At 36.8% G+C, this 16,993-nt stretch carries 15 protein-coding genes and 1 riboswitch; all 15 genes read right to left on the reverse strand.

The annotated features are described in order from the left end of the window. Positions 1 to 133: 133 nt before the first annotated feature. The 15 genes from rny to COE49_RS21245 all read right to left on the reverse strand — a co-directional run bounded on the left by rny (position 134) and on the right by COE49_RS21245 (position 16,585). Positions 134 to 1,696: a ribonuclease Y gene (gene rny / locus COE49_RS21175; protein WP_000099773.1), complete on the reverse strand. Its 1,563-nt coding sequence runs from the start codon at positions 1,694 to 1,696 to the stop codon at positions 134 to 136. Positions 1,697 to 2,177: 481 nt separating this feature from the next. Further along, a complete protein-coding gene (recA, locus tag COE49_RS21180) occupies positions 2,178 to 3,209 on the reverse strand; it encodes a recombinase RecA (RefSeq protein ID WP_088230071.1) in 1,032 nt (343 codons plus the stop codon). Positions 3,210 to 3,354: 145 nt separating this feature from the next. Beyond that, positions 3,355 to 4,593: a competence/damage-inducible protein CinA gene (gene cinA, locus COE49_RS21185; RefSeq protein WP_098946060.1), complete on the reverse strand. Its 1,239-nt coding sequence runs from the start codon at positions 4,591 to 4,593 to the stop codon at positions 3,355 to 3,357. A 20-nt stretch (positions 4,594 to 4,613) separates the two neighbouring features. After that, positions 4,614 to 5,192 (reverse strand): CDP-diacylglycerol--glycerol-3-phosphate 3-phosphatidyltransferase, encoded by a 579-nt coding sequence (gene pgsA, locus COE49_RS21190; RefSeq protein ID WP_088230073.1) that lies wholly within the window; start codon positions 5,190 to 5,192, stop codon positions 4,614 to 4,616. A 63-nt stretch (positions 5,193 to 5,255) separates the two neighbouring features. Beyond that, entirely contained in the window at positions 5,256 to 6,182 is a 927-nt protein-coding gene (locus COE49_RS21195; RefSeq protein WP_098253070.1) for a helix-turn-helix domain-containing protein, read from the reverse strand. Between the two features lie 21 nt (positions 6,183 to 6,203). After that, the gene (locus COE49_RS21200; RefSeq protein ID WP_000574107.1) at positions 6,204 to 6,989 is read right to left on the reverse strand and encodes a DUF3388 domain-containing protein; all 786 of its coding nucleotides are present in this window, start codon (positions 6,987 to 6,989) and stop codon (positions 6,204 to 6,206) included. Positions 6,990 to 7,127: 138 nt separating this feature from the next. Further along, a complete protein-coding gene (locus COE49_RS21205) occupies positions 7,128 to 7,376 on the reverse strand; it encodes a DUF3243 domain-containing protein (protein WP_088230075.1) in 249 nt (82 codons plus the stop codon). Between the two features lie 75 nt (positions 7,377 to 7,451). Beyond that, positions 7,452 to 8,165 (reverse strand): elongation factor P 5-aminopentanone reductase, encoded by a 714-nt coding sequence (gene ymfI / locus COE49_RS21210; protein WP_088230076.1) that lies wholly within the window; start codon positions 8,163 to 8,165, stop codon positions 7,452 to 7,454. 100 nt (positions 8,166 to 8,265) lie between these two features. Then, complete coding sequence (gene yfmH, locus COE49_RS21215; RefSeq protein ID WP_088230077.1) at positions 8,266 to 9,552, reverse strand: EF-P 5-aminopentanol modification-associated protein YfmH; 1,287 nt, start codon at positions 9,550 to 9,552, stop codon at positions 8,266 to 8,268. Further along, positions 9,553 to 10,827, reverse strand: coding sequence for an EF-P 5-aminopentanol modification-associated protein YfmF (yfmF, locus tag COE49_RS21220; RefSeq protein WP_088230078.1), 1,275 nt, complete (start codon positions 10,825 to 10,827; stop codon positions 9,553 to 9,555). It lies immediately after the preceding gene. A 209-nt stretch (positions 10,828 to 11,036) separates the two neighbouring features. Continuing rightward, positions 11,037 to 11,996, reverse strand: coding sequence for an ABC transporter permease (locus tag COE49_RS21225; protein ID WP_088230079.1), 960 nt, complete (start codon positions 11,994 to 11,996; stop codon positions 11,037 to 11,039). Next, on the reverse strand, positions 11,997 to 13,055 hold the full coding sequence (locus COE49_RS21230; protein WP_088230080.1) for an ABC transporter permease: 1,059 nt from the start codon (positions 13,053 to 13,055) through the stop codon (positions 11,997 to 11,999). After that, a complete protein-coding gene (locus COE49_RS21235; protein WP_088230081.1) occupies positions 13,048 to 14,580 on the reverse strand; it encodes an ABC transporter ATP-binding protein in 1,533 nt (510 codons plus the stop codon). Before COE49_RS21235 ends, COE49_RS21230 begins: the two co-directional genes overlap by 8 nt. Positions 14,581 to 14,688: 108 nt before the next feature. Further along, on the reverse strand, positions 14,689 to 15,765 hold the full coding sequence (locus COE49_RS21240) for a BMP family lipoprotein (RefSeq protein ID WP_088230082.1): 1,077 nt from the start codon (positions 15,763 to 15,765) through the stop codon (positions 14,689 to 14,691). Between the two features lie 94 nt (positions 15,766 to 15,859). Then, positions 15,860 to 16,585, reverse strand: a complete 726-nt coding sequence (locus tag COE49_RS21245) for a GntR family transcriptional regulator (RefSeq protein ID WP_088230083.1) — start codon at positions 16,583 to 16,585, stop codon at positions 15,860 to 15,862. 231 nt (positions 16,586 to 16,816) lie between these two features. After that, a riboswitch (purine riboswitch) is annotated at positions 16,817 to 16,918 on the reverse strand. Positions 16,919 to 16,993: the final 75 nt, after the last annotated feature.

The following is a 16,993-nucleotide window of genomic DNA, read 5'->3' on the forward strand; positions in this document are numbered from 1 at the left end:
CTACATTTTTTATTACTATAGCTTCAAGTAATTCCCTTACAATATATGTATTATAAGTTTGTTTCACTTGTATGCTAATTTCCTTTATTTTAACCAATTCCAACACAAAAAAATAAAGTGGTGTTTCACCACTTTATTTTGCGTATTCCACTGCACGTGTTTCACGAATAACAGTTACTTTAATATGTCCTGGGTAATCCAGTTCATTTTCAATACGTTTTCGAATATCACGAGCTAAACGATGAGCTTCTAAGTCATCGATTGTATCTGGTTTTACCAGAATACGAACTTCACGTCCCGCTTGAATTGCGAAAGATTTTTCTACGCCTTCATAAGACTCTGAAATTTCTTCTAACTTTTCAAGACGACGAATGTAGTTCTCAAGCGTTTCACTACGAGCTCCTGGTCTTGCAGCTGATAATGCATCTGCTGCTGCAACTAAAACTGCAATGATAGAAGTTGGTTCTGTGTCCCCATGGTGAGATGCGATACTGTTTATTACAACCGGATGCTCTTTATACTTCGTTGCGAGTTCGACACCAATTTCAACGTGGCTACCTTCTACTTCATGGTCAATCGCTTTTCCGATATCATGTAATAGACCAGCACGTCTTGCTAGTTTTTCATCCTCGCCAAGCTCCGCTGCCATAAGTCCAGTTAAATATGCAACTTCCATAGAGTGTTTTAAGACGTTTTGACCGTAACTTGTACGGTATTTTAAACGACCTAAAATCTTAATTAAATCTGGATGTAATCCGTGAACACCCACTTCAAACGTTGTTTGCTCCCCGACTTCGCGAATATACTCGTCCACTTCACGTCTTGATTTTTCGACCATCTCTTCAATACGCGCTGGGTGAATACGTCCGTCCTGTACAAGTTTATCAAGAGCGATACGAGCTGTTTCACGACGAATTGGGTCGAATCCAGAAAGGATAACCGCTTCTGGTGTATCATCAATAATAAGGTCAATACCTGTTAACGTTTCTAACGTACGAATATTACGACCTTCACGTCCGATAATACGTCCCTTCATTTCGTCATTTGGAAGATTTACAACCGAAACGGTTGTTTCAGCAACATGATCAGCTGCACATCTCTGCATTGCAAGAGATAAGATTTCTTTTGCTTTCTTATCCGCTTCTTCTTTCGCACGAACTTCACTTTCTTTTACCATTACGGCAATTTCATGAGAAACTTCACTTTCTACTTTACCAAGAATAATTGCTTTCGCTTGTTCGCGTGTCAGATTGGAAATGCGCTCTAATTCTGTTTGTTGCTTTTGAACTAACTCTCCCACTTTGCTTTCCAACTCTTCAATCTGTTGTTGTCTCGCTACAAGAGAATCCTCTTTCTTTTCTAACTGTAGCTCGCGTTTATCGAGCGTTTCGTCTTTACGATCAAGGTTCTCTTCTTTTTGCATTAAACGATTTTCTTGTTTTTGTAATTCGCTTCTACGGTCACGAATTTCTAATTCAGCTTCTGTACGAAGTGTATGAATTTCATCCTTTGCTTCTAAAAGCGCTTCTTTCTTAAGTGCTTCAGCCTCACGATTCGCTTCGTCTAGAATACGTTTCGCTTCATTAGCTGCACCATTAATCTTCGCTTCAGCAATAGACTTTCGAACAAAAAAGCCAACAACTGCACCGACTGTTGCAAGCAAAATGGAGATGAGTATCCAAACTGTACTACTCATGATTTCACCTCCCCTTGCTATGAATGAAAAAAGACTGTCGGCATGTACATTGAATACCAACATACAGCAAAGACCGTCGTCCCACTTTTTTAAGGGACTTTCTTCATTTCACAATTAAAATGTCATATTATTATTTCGGCAAGATTTAAGTCTTACTCCGAATATTACTTCTCTTCTTGAGAAGAGTGTTTCGTATATAAGAAAAAATATACATTCTCATTGTATCTATCGCAATTTTCATTGTCAAGCGTTGTCTACTTTTACTTTCTTTACCTTCAGCCCTAATTCATATATGAATTTAAAAAGCAGACAGCATATTATCCTGGAAAACCTTAGTAAATTCCAGTTTATTCATATAAAACATGCATATATTCCTCTTTACACATAGCCTTTTAAGCAGATTAAATATTTTCTCTCCAACGATATACAACGCTTTCATAATAATTAAAAATAAAAGACACGATCCCGTGTCTTTTATTTTTTAATCTTGAAGATTTAAATCTTCCGTGTCTTCCACACCAGAGTCTTCACCAATTCCGTGATGATCACGAACAAAGAAGGCAATTTCCTCTCTTAAATCCGTATTCTCTTTTAAGAATTGCTTCGAGTTTTCACGACCTTGCCCTAAACGCTCTTCATTATAAGAGTACCAAGCACCACTCTTTTGAACGATATCAAGTTCAGACGCCATATCTAAGATTTCACCTTCTCTTGAAATACCTTCTCCGTACATAATATCAACTTCAGCAACACGGAATGGTGGTGCTACTTTATTCTTAACTACTTTTACTTTCGTTTTATTACCAACGATGTCGTTACCTTGCTTTAATTGCTCCGCACGACGTACTTCAAGACGAACAGTTGAATAGAATTTCAACGCACGACCACCTGGAGTTGTTTCTGGGTTTCCGAACATAACCCCAACTTTTTCACGAATTTGGTTAATAAAGATTGCGATTGTTTTTGATTTGTTGATTGCACCTGAAAGTTTACGAAGTGCTTGTGACATTAAACGAGCTTGTAAACCTACGTGTGAGTCACCCATGTCTCCTTCGATCTCAGCTTTCGGTACAAGAGCTGCTACAGAGTCAATTACGATAATATCAACCGCACCACTGCGTACAAGTGCTTCAGCAATTTCTAATCCTTGCTCCCCTGTATCAGGTTGTGATAATAGTAACTCATCGATGTTAACACCTAATTTTTGTGCATATACAGGATCCATTGCATGCTCCGCATCAATGAACGCCGCTTGTCCACCTTGACGCTGTACTTCTGCGATTGCGTGTAATGAAACTGTTGTTTTACCTGAACTTTCAGGTCCGTAAATTTCAATAATACGACCGCGTGGGTATCCGCCTACCCCTAGTGCCACATCAAGTGCTAAAGAACCGCTGGAAATTGTAGAAATTCTACGTTCCGCTTGTTCTCCTAATTTCATAATTGAACCTTTACCGAATTGCTTCTCTATTTGTTTTAACGCCATATCTAACGCCGCTTGACGATCACTCATTCAAAATTCCTCCTTAACTGAATTGCTAATCTTATTATACCTATTTTCAATTCAATTTGCCAGCAAAAATCGAACGTTTATTCGATTTTTTTTATTTTCCATTAAATAAAACTAAATTTAACCATTAAAAAAAGCTAGAAGAAACTTACATCTCTTCTAGCTTTTTATATAAATGATAAAATCCATATTTTACTGAGCGTTCCCTAATTTGTTGACGACTTCCACTTAAATTAAGAGGAAAGACTATAGTTCGTTCATCCTTAATCGCCAACCCAACAAATACCGTTCCCGGCTCTTTATGTTCTGAAGCGTCCGGTCCTGCTACCCCAGTGAAACTAATTCCGATATCTGCTTTTAATAATCCTTTAACATTTTCAGCAAGATAACGAGCACACTCTTTACTAACTGCACCATCAGTACTTAACACTTCTTTAGGCACATGTAAAACATGTTGCTTCACATCATTATGATAACAAATGACACCGCCTTTAAACACAGAAGACACACCAGCACTTTCTGTTACTTGATTACCGAAGAGACCACCTGTTAAACTTTCAGCACAAGCTAGAGTTAATTCTTTTTTCTTCAATAACTCTATTGCCTTATAATGCAGAAATTCTTGATCATATCCGTAGAAAAATTCTCCTACTCTTTCTAAAATCAAATCTTCTATATGCTGAATGAGTTTCTCCGCTTCATCAGCACTTTGATGTTTGGCAGTTAAACGTAGTGTCACTTCCCCATCATTTGCGAGTGGGGCAATTGTCGGGTTCGTTTGTCCATCAATTAAATCTTGGACTTTCACCTCTAATTGGGACTCCCCGATCCCAAAGAAGCGAAGCACACGAGAATAAATGTTTTCCCCTGTTGTAAAGGTACGTAAAAAAGGCTCTACATAACTTACATACATCGGCTTCATTTCTTTTGGTGGTCCTGGTAATAAAATATAAACTTTTCCGTTCTTATTTAACCCCATACCAGGCGCCATACCGTGATCGTTCGCAAATACAGTTGCTCCATTCAAAACGAGCGCCTGTTTTTTATTATTCTCCGTGAACTCACGACCTGTACGCTTAAAATAATCACTTATCGATGCTAATGCCTTTTCATCATATACAAGCTTTTCCCCTAAGCTAGACGCTATTGTTTCTTTCGTCAAATCATCTTTTGTCGGCCCTAATCCACCTGTGAAAATGAGCATATCCGCACGCTCTTCCGCAACTTCAATTGCCTTTTGTAATCGATTGTTATTATCACCAACTACAGTATGGTAGTACACGTTAATTCCAATTGAAGCTAACTTTTCAGATAAAAACTGGGCATTTGTATTTGCAATTTGTCCAAGTAACAATTCAGTTCCAACCGCAATAATCTCAGCATTCATCCCAATTCCCCCATAAACTTCTATTTTGAGTTTACAAAAGCAGCTCTATTTTTCCAGAAATAATCCCATCCTGAAATAACAGTAAAGAATAATGCAATCCATATAAAGATATCAGCAACTGGAATATGGATTAAATTTAAAGGGACATCGTGTAATAAATATGCTGCAATCGCGATAATTTGTGTCCAAGTCTTAATTTTCCCTAGCTGATTTGCCGCAACTACTTCTCCTGTTCCCGCAAGTACAAGGCGTAAACCTGTTACTGCAAACTCACGGCTTATAATTACGATAACAATCCAAGCTGGTACATATTGCATCTCTACTAACGTAATAAGTGCCGCTGAAACAAGTAATTTATCCGCTAACGGGTCAAGAAATTTCCCTAAATTCGTGACAAGATTATACTTTCTTGCGTAATGTCCATCAATCCAATCTGTAGCTGAAGCAACAATAAAGATAAGTGCTCCTACTAAATGTTGAATTGGTAAATCGACATCACCAATTGTGTATGAACCCCAGTTAAAGGGTGCTAACATAATTACCATAAAAATTGGGATTAAGAAGATTCTAGATATTGTAATTTTATTTGGTAAATTCACAGCTATTCCTCCATCATATCAAAAACATTTGTTCATTGAAAAAAGTCATCGAAGCGATGACTGTTATTGTGCAGGTTGTTCTATCCCTAGATTTTTAATCAAGAATTTTTGATGATAGTTCTCTTCCGGATTCAACGGGAATGTAACAACTTGGCCATTCAATTTAAATTCAACATTCGGTGCACTTCCTATATTAAGGTTTACCTCTTTCGCTGTTGATAAATCATATTTTTGCGTCTGGCCTTCCTCTATTGTACCACTAAAGATATCATTTCCTGCCTCATTTTTAATACCTACGTAACTTGCGCCTTTTGTTGTAATTTCTAGTTCTAACGTTTTATTATTACGGATTTCCAAAGTAGATTCCTTCCCAGTTGTCCCAACTACTTTTATCTCTTGTTGTCCAGTTGGTTGTGCTGGTTGTTCCTCTTTCTTTGGTTCTTCTTTTTTCGGCTCTTCTTTCTTTGGTTCCTCTTTTTTCGGCTCTTCCGCTTTCGCTTCTTCTTTCTTCGTATCTAACGGAGAGTTTTCCGCTTTTTTAACTTCAATTTTCTCGCTTTGAGCACTCGGAACTTTCTCATCATCTTTTCCAGTTAACGCTTGAAACACAAACCAAATTACCACTCCACATGCGATTACTAACAGAGCCACTAAAATTTTCGGCATATGATCTGCAATTGGCCATGATGAAGATTTTTGCATTGTTTCTTGTGTTTTTTGTCCAGTTGATACTTGTGGGACTTCACGCTTTTCAGATTGTGGAATCGTACTCTGATATTCTACAAGCAGTTCCTCTCCATTTAATCCAACCGCATCTGCGTATTGTTTAATGAATGCACGCGCATAAAAAGCTCCCGGCAATACATCATAATTGCCTTCTTCAATCGCTACTAAATGGCGTTTTTGAATTTTTGTAATCTCATGCAGCTGATCAATAGACAAGCCTTTCGCTTCTCTTGCTTCATTCAGCTTTTGTCCTAATTCTGTCACTACTAACACCTCAATATTTCTTTAAAAGTCGAACATAGAGAAATTATTTTGCGTACCTTGCTCAATTTCATCTACTAAATTATATTGAATTTCTTCATCATAATCGTTACGTAACTCGATAATATAATCAAAATCATCCAATGTGTATTCTGACTGACTCACAAATACATCCGGATGCTCCACAACTTTTGTTGCAGGCAATCTCATAATTTCACGAACAAGCTGCCAATGTCTTTCATTTGCACGCTTTGTTGACACAATTCCATCTAGGATGAAAATATTGTCATCGCTATACTCATCTTCAATCAATTGACTACGAACAGTTTGCTTAATAAGAGTAGATGATACAAATAACCATCTTTTATTTGCGCAAACACTTGCGGCAACAATGGATTCTGTTTTTCCAACACGAGGCATTCCTCGTATCCCAATTAGTTTATGACCTTCTTTTTTCATTATCTCAGCCATAAAGTCAACAAGTAATCCTAATTCATCACGCACAAATCGAAATGTTTTCTTATCATCTGCATCCCGTTGTATATACCTGCCATGTCTAACCGCTAGCTTATCTCTTAGCTTTGGCGGACGATATTTCGTTACCGTTATATTATCCATCGTATTTAAAATTGATTCAAGTCTAGAGATTTGCTCTTGATTATCACACATAAGGAGTAGACCACGTCGTGCATTATCCACACCATTAATTGTGACAATATTAATGCCGAGCATACCGATTAACGAAGAAACGTCACCAAGCAAGCCAGGTCGGTTTTTATGTATTTCATATTCAAAATACCACTCAATCATCCAAGATCACTCCCCTTGCTTACTTTACACCTACGTACTATATTATATGATTTCACCTTAATAGGGAAGCTAAATGTATAATCTAACCCGCGTAATTATTATACAAAAAAAGTAGAGAGGAGAATCTCCTCTCTACTTTTACTTATGTTGTACAAACTTAACCATTAAATTTGCGATTGTATGTTGCTCCTGTTCATCAGCAACTTTCCAAAGCTCGGCTAATAATTTTTCTTGGTCATTACGTCCTTCTACTTCATTTGCAAGATAATCACCAACACGAAACGCCATATCTGTTACTGCACCACCATCTAAGCCTTTTCCTTGCGCTTGCTCTAAACGGTCTCCTAAGAAACTCTTCCACTGATCGAAATTATCTAATACTGACATAATTAAGCACCTCACTATTTAATAATCAAATCATGCTTAATTTGTACTATTTCTCATTTTTTATGTAAGAAATTTTTAGCAATGCCAACCGCCATTCACTCCGATAATTTGTCCTGTTATGTAAGATGATCCTGGTGATACGAGGAATGACACTGTTTTTGCTACCTCTTCTGGCAAACCTATTCTACCTAATGGTATTTCTTCAGCGATTCCAATTTTATCTTCTTCAGAAAAGACACGTAACATTTCCGTTTCAATTGCTCCTGGCGCTACTGCATTTACGCGTAATCCACTTAACGAAACCTCTTTCGCTAAAGCTTTTACGTATGAATTTTGGGCTCCCTTTACCATTGAATATAGTACTTCACAGGAAGCGCCTATTTGCCCCCATATAGACGAAACAATTACAATATTACCATTTCTTCGCCCAATCATAGGTGGAAGTGCCATTGATAGTAGCTTATAGACGCTCTTCACTTGCAGTTCAACCATATAATCCAATTCCTCGTTCGTTATATCTGTTACAAGCCCAAAAATACTCTTCCCAGCTGCGTATACGATAACATCAATCGGATGTTCAATTTGTTCCCACAATTGCTCTGCCCCATCACTAGAGGCTAAATTCGCTTTTACTGGGATTACTTCCTCCCATTCCTTTTGTAACTCTGTTACCTTCTCTTCACTGTTATTATAATGAACATATACTGTATATCCATCCTGAATTAATTGTTTTGAAATAGCAGAGCCAATTCCTCCGCTCCCTCCAGTTACTAGTGCATACTTTTTCATACATTCCCTCTCTTATCTCTACAAGTTCAATTTTCATACAACTAAATAATACCCTCATCTTACAATTTTTCAATAATAAGATGAGGGTATCTTTTAAATTTTATTTTTTCGGTAACACCTGACAAACGCTCATTGTTTCTTCTGATAATAATAATTTCGCTACTTCTTGTAAGTCTTGAATCGTCAACCCTTCTAATACGGTCAATGCATCAAACAAGCTAGATTCATTAAACGCATATCGCGTAAACTGATTTGCAATATATTCAGGTGAATTCAACGAGCGTAAAAAACCACCAATTTTCTTTTTCTTCACTCGCTCTAATGCCGACTCATCTAATTGATCATAATTTGTTTTTAATAAAATATCTTTCAAACGCTCTGCCAATTCATCTGGACGCTTCGTATCGCCACCAACCATCGCAAAGCCAAAATTATTTTCTTCCGTATAGTCATACGAGAACGAATCATCAATAAGCCCTTCATTATATAATGTTTCGTAATGAACAGAACTTTTCCCAAATAAATAATCTAAAAGTAAAGTAAGTGCGATCTCTTGTTTTAAAAGAGCCTTTCCTTTTTCTTTTAAATTCGTCGCTTTAATGCCCACTAAACATTTCGGTGTTTGGACAGGCATCGAAATGATTTTCTTCTTTTCATTTACTTCATTGGGTTCTTCTTCAAATGAACGTACAATTTCCGGCTGATTTTTATAATCTTTTTCTGCTTGATTTTCACGTACTAAATCCATAGTTTTCTCTGGATCAATTGCACCAACAACAAATAATAACATATTGCTCGGGTGATAAAATGTTTCGTAGCATTCATATAATAGATCTTTCGTAATCTTACTAATAGACTCGATTGTTCCTGCAATATCAATTTTAATTGGATGCTTTACAAACAAGCTATCAATTAATCCAAAGTATAAGCGCCAATCTGGATTATCTTGATACATTTGAATTTCCTGCCCGATAATCCCCTTCTCTTTTTCAACTGTTTTTTCAGAGAAATACGGCTCTTGTACGAAGTTTAACAATGTATTTAAATTCCGTTCTACATTTGATGTACATGAAAACAGGTAAGCTGTTCGTGTGAAAGATGTGAAAGCGTTCGCTGATGCTCCTTGTTTACTAAACAATTGGAAAGCATCATGATCTTCTTTTTCAAATAATTTATGCTCAAGAAAATGAGCAATTCCATCAGGTACACGAATCATTTCCTCTTTACCTAATGGTACAAATGTATTATCCATAGAACCATATTTTGTCGTAAACGTTGCAAATGTTTTATTAAATCCTTGCTTCGGTAAAATATATACATCTAATCCGTTAGGAAGTTTTTCATAATAGAGCGTCTCTTTTAATTGCTCATAAACAATCTTCTCCATTTATTCTCCCTCCGTTCCATGTAAAAAGTAAATTGTATCTAGCTCAATATTTTTTGCCACTTTCACAATCTCTTCTTTCGTTACACTTTCAATACCCGTAAGCCATTCTTCAACTGGACGCGTACGATCTGAAATAATACCATGATACAGCATTTCCACAAATCCGCGCGGCGTATCAATCGCCTCTAATATTTGATTTTGAATGACACTTTTTGTTTGATGTATCTCTTCTTCAGAAAACTCTCCGTTTTGCATCGCCAGCATTTGTTCTTTAATAATTTCAACTGCTTTTTCATAATTTTTCGCTTCGATTCCTGACATAACAAACAATAAGCCTTTATGACTCTCAAAACGCGATGCTGCATAGTACGCTAAACTATTTTTTTCACGGACATTTACAAATAATTTCGAGTGAGAAAATCCTCCAAATAAGCCGTTGAACAATTGCAGTGCAAAATAATCTTCATCTTTATACGTGACAAACGTGCGATAGCCGATGTTTAATTTACTTTGTTTTAATTCTTGTTTTTCAACAACTTCTTTTTCTTCATTATTTCGCTTATGAAGTAGTACATTTCTTTCTTTCACAGGGCGCGCTGAAACAGAAAAATACTTACTTACAAGATCAACTGCGTTTTCTGAAATATCACCAATAATATAAAGATCCATTTCATCTTCCGCTAATACTTTTTGATAATATTGATACAGACTTTCCTTTGTAATAGAAGAAACACTCTCTTTTTTTCCATTTGCACTTAAACGATATTGTTCTACTTTACACATTTCTTCGATTAATCGCTCGTTTGCATAGCGCATTTTATCATCATAAGTAGCTTCAATTCGTTGCAAGAGCGCTCTCTTTTCACTTTCTACGATAGAAGGTAGAAAGCTGTTCCCCTCTGTTGCTGGATGTAAAACAATATCCGATAACATAGAAAGCGCTTTTTCAAATAACGGTGGCGCATCGTGTAAATACACTTCATTTGCAATGTCTACATAAATAGAGATGATGTGATCTTCTCCTTTTTTGCTTACATCTACCCCCAAAGAAGATCCGTATAATTCTTCTAAGTATTGACGAAGACGAATTACAGAAGGTAGTTTTTCTGTCGCACTTTGCAATACATACGGCAATAGGGCACGCTCTGTCACCGTCTCCTCATTCAAAGGTGCTTTAAAACGAAATACAAACGTATTCGTTTTATATTTATCAGTTGGAATAATATGTACGCGCAAACCACCTAACTCATGTAATTGTTGTTCCATTAGTTTCATTTGTAGCCCTCCTTTACGTATATAGGAATATTCCTCTTCAATATACAGTTTTTAGAAATATAAAATCAACTTTTCTCCCTTATTATGCTTACATACAATCTTTTCTAAAAACTTTAGTATGTAAGGAATATGGAAAAATCCCGTATTAAACATATTCTATGTAAAAAAGCCCGCACTAATGTGCGAGCTTTTTTATGCTTACAAAATTCTTATCGTTTTCCTTTTTCATAAGGAGTTCCTAACGCTTTCGGCGCTTCCGAACGACCAACAAAGCCAACAAGTGCTAATATTGTGAATACATATGGTAATATCGTTAAGAATACACTTGGAATTTCTTTTAGTACCGGAATTGTACCACCTGTTATTCCTAGTGATTGGGCAAATCCGAAGAACAGAGCCGCTCCAAGAGCACCGAGTGGATTCCATTTACCAAAAATCATGGCTGCTAATGCTAAGAAACCTTGTCCCGTAATTGTAGCACCTGAGAAGTTACCAGAGATCGACATAGCGAAGACCGCGCCACCAACCCCTGCAAACATTCCAGATATACAAACTGCAATATAACGCATTTTATATACATTAATCCCCATCGTATCCGCTGCCATTGGATGTTCACCAACAGCACGTAAACGAAGACCGAATGGCGTTTTATAAATAATATACCAAACGACAAACGCTAAAATAATGGCAATATATGATGTTAACGGTACATTTGAGAAAAAGATTTTTCCGATTACCGGAATATCAGAAAGACCCGGAACATCGATTTTTTCAATACGATATTGAATGAAATCAGTTTGTCCTTTGCCAAAGATTTTCTTAATCGCAAACACTGTTAAACCAAGAGCTAAGAAGTTAATCGCTACCCCGCTCACTACTTGATCCGCACGGAATGTAATGCATGCTACTGCATGAAGAAGTGCAAATAACCCACTACCAATCGCTGCAAATAATAGCGCGATCCAAGGAGTCATTGCTCCCCACGTATCCCCCATTAATAACGTTGTAACAACACCAGTAAATGCACCAAATAACATCAAACCTTCTAACGCTATGTTTACAACCCCAGAACGTTCACTGAACACTCCACCTAACGCCGTAAAAATAAGTGGCGCTGCCGTATATAACGTACCCGTCACAAGAATGGCTAAAATATCTAAAAAGCTCATTTATTTCCCCTCCTTGCTCATACGTGTAAGTGCCCAACGTAAAACATAACTGCACGCTACAAAGAAAATAATACATGCAATAATAACGTTAATTAACTCAGAAGGTACATCTGCTTCAAAATTCATTTGTGGGGCTGCACTTTTCAAACCACCGAACAGTAAAGCTGATAATAATATGCCAAATGGATTATTTCCTCCTAGAAGCGCTACCGCAATCCCATCAAATCCAATACCAGTAAACGAAGACATCGCCGTCATGTTTTGGAATGTACCAAGCCCTTCCATAGCACCACCAATCCCTGCAAATGCACCTGCAATCGTCATAGATAGTACAACATTTCGAGAAACTTTCATACCCGCATACTGAGAAGCATGTTGATTGAATCCAACAGATTTCAATTCGTATCCTAATGTCGTTCTGTCCAATAAGAACCACATAATAATTGCAACTAATATCGCTACGATAATTCCCCAGTGCAAACGAGAACCATCTGTTAAAGAAGATAACCATTCAGAAGATAAAGAAGCACTAGATTTTATATCATATGACTTCTCATTCGCCTCATGTAAAAAGCGCTTAATTAAATCATACGTCACGTAAAGTGCAATATAATTCATCATAATCGTTACGATTACTTCATTTACTTTAAATTTTCCTTTCAAATATCCCGGGATAAACCCCCATAGCCCACCAGCTATTGCCGCTACTAAAATTGACAACGGAATATGTAAAATTGCCGGTAATGATACTGCATATCCAAACCAAACAGCAGCAAGCCAACCGACTAATAACTGCCCTTCTACTCCGATGTTAAAAAGACCTGTACGGAATGCAAATGCTACAGAAAGTCCTGCTAATACAAGCGGAATCATCGTACGTAATGTTTCTCCAATTGCTTGTGGACTTCCAGCCATCCCTTCCCAAAGCGCTGCATACCCAACAATTGGATCATATCCACTAACCAACATTACAATGGCACCAACAAGTAAACCAAAAATAACGGATAATACAGGAACTAAAATATTAATTGTTCGCTCCGTTAAAAATTTTTTAGCCATTTGTATTCACCTTCTCTTTCTCCGTTCCGCCAGCCATCAACAAACCAAGCTGTTGTTCATTTGTTTCTTTTGCATCAACAATTGCTACAATTTTCCCTTCATATATAACTGCAACTCGATCACTTACATTTAAAATTTCATCCAGTTCTAGCGATAGAAGCAATACTGCTTTCCCCTTATCTCTTTGCTCGATTAATTTTTTATGAATAAATTCAATCGCACCTACATCTAAACCACGTGTTGGCTGTGCTGCAATTAATAAATCTGGATTACGATCCACTTCACGTGCGATAATTGCCTTTTGCTGGTTTCCACCAGATAGTGCGCGAGTTAACGTGTGTTCACCGGGTGTACGCACATCAAACTGTTCAATAAGCGCTTTTGCTTTTTGTGTGATTTGACTAAAGTTTAAAATCCCTTTCTTTGAGAACGGATTTTTATAGTACGTTTGCAAAACTATATTATCTCTAACAGAGAAATCAAGCACAAGGCCGTGTTTATGACGATCTTCTGGAATATGACCAATTCCTTCCTCTGTAATTCTTCGAACAGGCCAATTCGTTATTTCTTTACCTTTAATTGCAATAGAACCTGACTCAACTTTTCGTAAACCAGTAATTGCCTCTATTAATTCACTTTGTCCGTTTCCATCAATCCCTGCAATACCAACGATTTCTCCTGCACGAACAGTTAAGTCAAGGCCTTTTACAGCAGGTAATTGGCGTGCATCACGAACGACAATATTCGAAACAGATAGAACCTCTTCTTTCGGTTTAGCCTCTATTTTTTCTGTTTTAAAATTCACTTGACGTCCGACCATTAACTCTGCAAGTTTATGTTCATTCATTTCTGCAACGTCAACTGTACCAATTCCTTTACCTTTACGAATAATTGTGCAACGGTCGCAAACTTCCATAATTTCTTTCAACTTATGTGTAATAAGAATGATAGATTTTCCTTCTTGTACAAGTTTTTTCATAATTTGAATCAACTCATGAATTTCTTGAGGAGTTAACACCGCAGTTGGTTCATCAAATATTAAAATCTCCGCGCCACGATAAAGCGTTTTTAATATTTCAACCCTTTGCTGCATCCCAACTGAAATATCTTCAATCTTTGCATTTGGATCAACCGCTAAACCGTACTGTTCAGATAATTGTTTAATTTCTTTCGCAGCCTCTTCAACAGCAATTCTTCCTTTTTTCTTCGGCTCATTTCCAAGAATAATATTCTCTGTAACTGTAAAATTATGAACAAGCATAAAATGTTGATGGACCATCCCAATTCCAAGGTCATTTGCTATATTCGGATTTGTAATTTTCACAGGGTTTCCTTTAATTTTAATTTCGCCCTGTTCTGGTTGATACAAACCGAACAGTACATTCATCAACGTTGATTTCCCTGCACCATTTTCTCCAAGTAAAGCGTGTATCTCTCCCTGTTTTACTTGCAGCGTAATATCATCATTCGCTACAATGCCTGGGAATACTTTTGTAATATTGTTCATCTCAATTACGTATTCCATTTTGTTCCTCCTTCTAGCAGGGAACACTCCCCAATTGCAGTCTATTAAAGGTATTTTTATATATACAAAGGTTAGTTCTAAGAACTAACCTTTGCTATCTCTCTATTATTATTTCTTTAGAGAAGCTTCATATGCTTTATATTCTTCGTCAGTCGCAGGCACTTTAATTTCACCGTCAGTGATTTTCTTCTCAAACTCTTCTACTTTTGTTAAGATTTCTGGGTTTACTTTTTTCACATTGTCAGTTGATTTCGCGATACCAACACCATCATCTTTTAAACCAAACTCTTCTACTTTACCGCCTTCTAACTTACCATCTTTCGCTTCTTGTGCTACTTTTTCTACCGCAATATCAACGCGTTTTACCATTGAAGTTAATGTTACGTTTTCAGGCATACCTTCTTGATGTTGGTCACGGTCAACACCGATTACCCAAACATTTTCACCTTTTTTCTTACGGTTTTTCGCTTCTGTGAATACACCGTTACCAGTCGCACCTGAAGCATGATAAATTACGTCAACTCCACCACCGTACATTGCTGAAGCTAATACAGATCCTTTTTCTGGTTTGTCAAATGCATCTGCATATTGCGCTACAATTTCGATATTTGGATTTACTGCTTTCGCTCCCGCTTTAAAACCTGATTCAAACTTTGTAATTAATGGGCTCTTCACACCACCAATAAAACCAACTTTATTTGATTTTGTTGTCATTGCCGCTACAGCACCAACTAAGAATGAACCTTCATGATCTTTAAATGTAATACTTGTTACATTCGGTTCTTTTACAACAGTATCTACAATTGCAAATTGCTCTTTCGGATATTGTTTTGCAACCTTTTCAATTGAGTCTTGCATTAAAAATCCAATACCAAATGTTGTGTTATAGTGATCTTTCGCAAATTTTGTTAAGTTTGGAATATAGTCTGCATCTTTACTTGATTGAAGGTAACGATATCCTTCATTTTTCTTTAAATCGTTTTCTTTACCAAATTTCGTTAAACCTTCCCAAGCTGATTGGTTAAATGATTTATCATCAACGCCCCCAACGTCTGTAACCATACCAACTTTAAACTCTTTATCACCTTTTTTGTCGCTATCCGCTTTATCCGAATTACCACATGCACCTAAAACTGTACTTGCTGCTAACGTTAACGATAATAATAGACCTGTTTTTTTCTTCATACTAGAAACCCCTCCTAAAATAATAAATATATCTCTTTATTCTTACGCTGCCGTCCCTAACTTCTTGCTGTCACCTCCCTAAAATGGAACTTGCCTACATACGCTTTCTTAATACGTGGAAGCTAAACTTATCAGCTCTAAAGTAATTGATAGAGTACAAGATTGGTTCATCATTTTGATCATAATGCATTTGCTTTAAAACTAGCAGCGCCGTTTCAGGTTCACATTCTAAAATTGGTGAAATTTTCGGATGATAACCTATTGGCTCAATGTGAGCAACCGCGTACGTAATACGTTTGTGCGTATTATTATGTATAACGGTAAGCAACGATTCCTCATTGTATCCAGCTAAATCTGGTAAAATCTCTTTTGCCAGTTTATCAACGCAATATACAACTGGTTCTCCATCTGCTGTACGCACACGCTCAATCATTACTGCATTAAATCCATCTTCACAATTAAATTTCTCTTTTTCTTCTTCTGTTAAAGTTGTTGTAGATGATGATAAAAAGATTGTTCCCGGTGTTTTCCCCACACTAGAAATCATATCTGTAATACTAGAAAGTTGCTCAATTCCTGAAGAAAACAACGGTTTCGCATTTACAAATGTCCCCACACCGTGTCTACGAATAACAACATTTTCTTCCTCTAAAATACGCAGTGCTTCCCTTAAAGTTGCTCTACTTACGCCAAGTTCTTTCGCTAAATCAAACTCTGACGGTAACTTTTGTCTTTCTTTGTAAGCCCCATCTTTAATTTTTTCTTTAATGTGATCTATCACCCGTAAATATAGATGACGACTATCGGATTTTACTGACATAAGACTCCCCCGCATTTCAATTATTCGACCTCTGATGTAAGACTTCTTTTCTCTTTTTTCAACTTACAACATAGAAAATTACTCAATACTCCAAATAAGTACAATTGTCGAATAAATATTAATAATTTTTCAAGAATAAATTTTCACTCTTTACTCCATAAAAAAAACTTTGTACCATAAACATTCCTCATATCGAGAAAAAGTTCGGCACAAAGATTTCTTACATCCTTTGTTACACACTTTTCCCCTCATAGTCCAGCAATTCATGGTTGCTAGGTAGAAACTTATGGACCTTATCTCCAAGATTATATGAGGCAGTGATTCTTTTCGAAGTAATCTTACCACTTGCTCCCATACGTGTCAACAAAATTTAACATTTTTCTACATCGAATATCGAACATTTATAAA

This window comes from Bacillus sp. AFS029637 (genome assembly GCF_002584985.1).
Taxonomy (GTDB): Bacteria; Bacillota; Bacilli; order Bacillales; family Bacillaceae_G; genus Bacillus_A.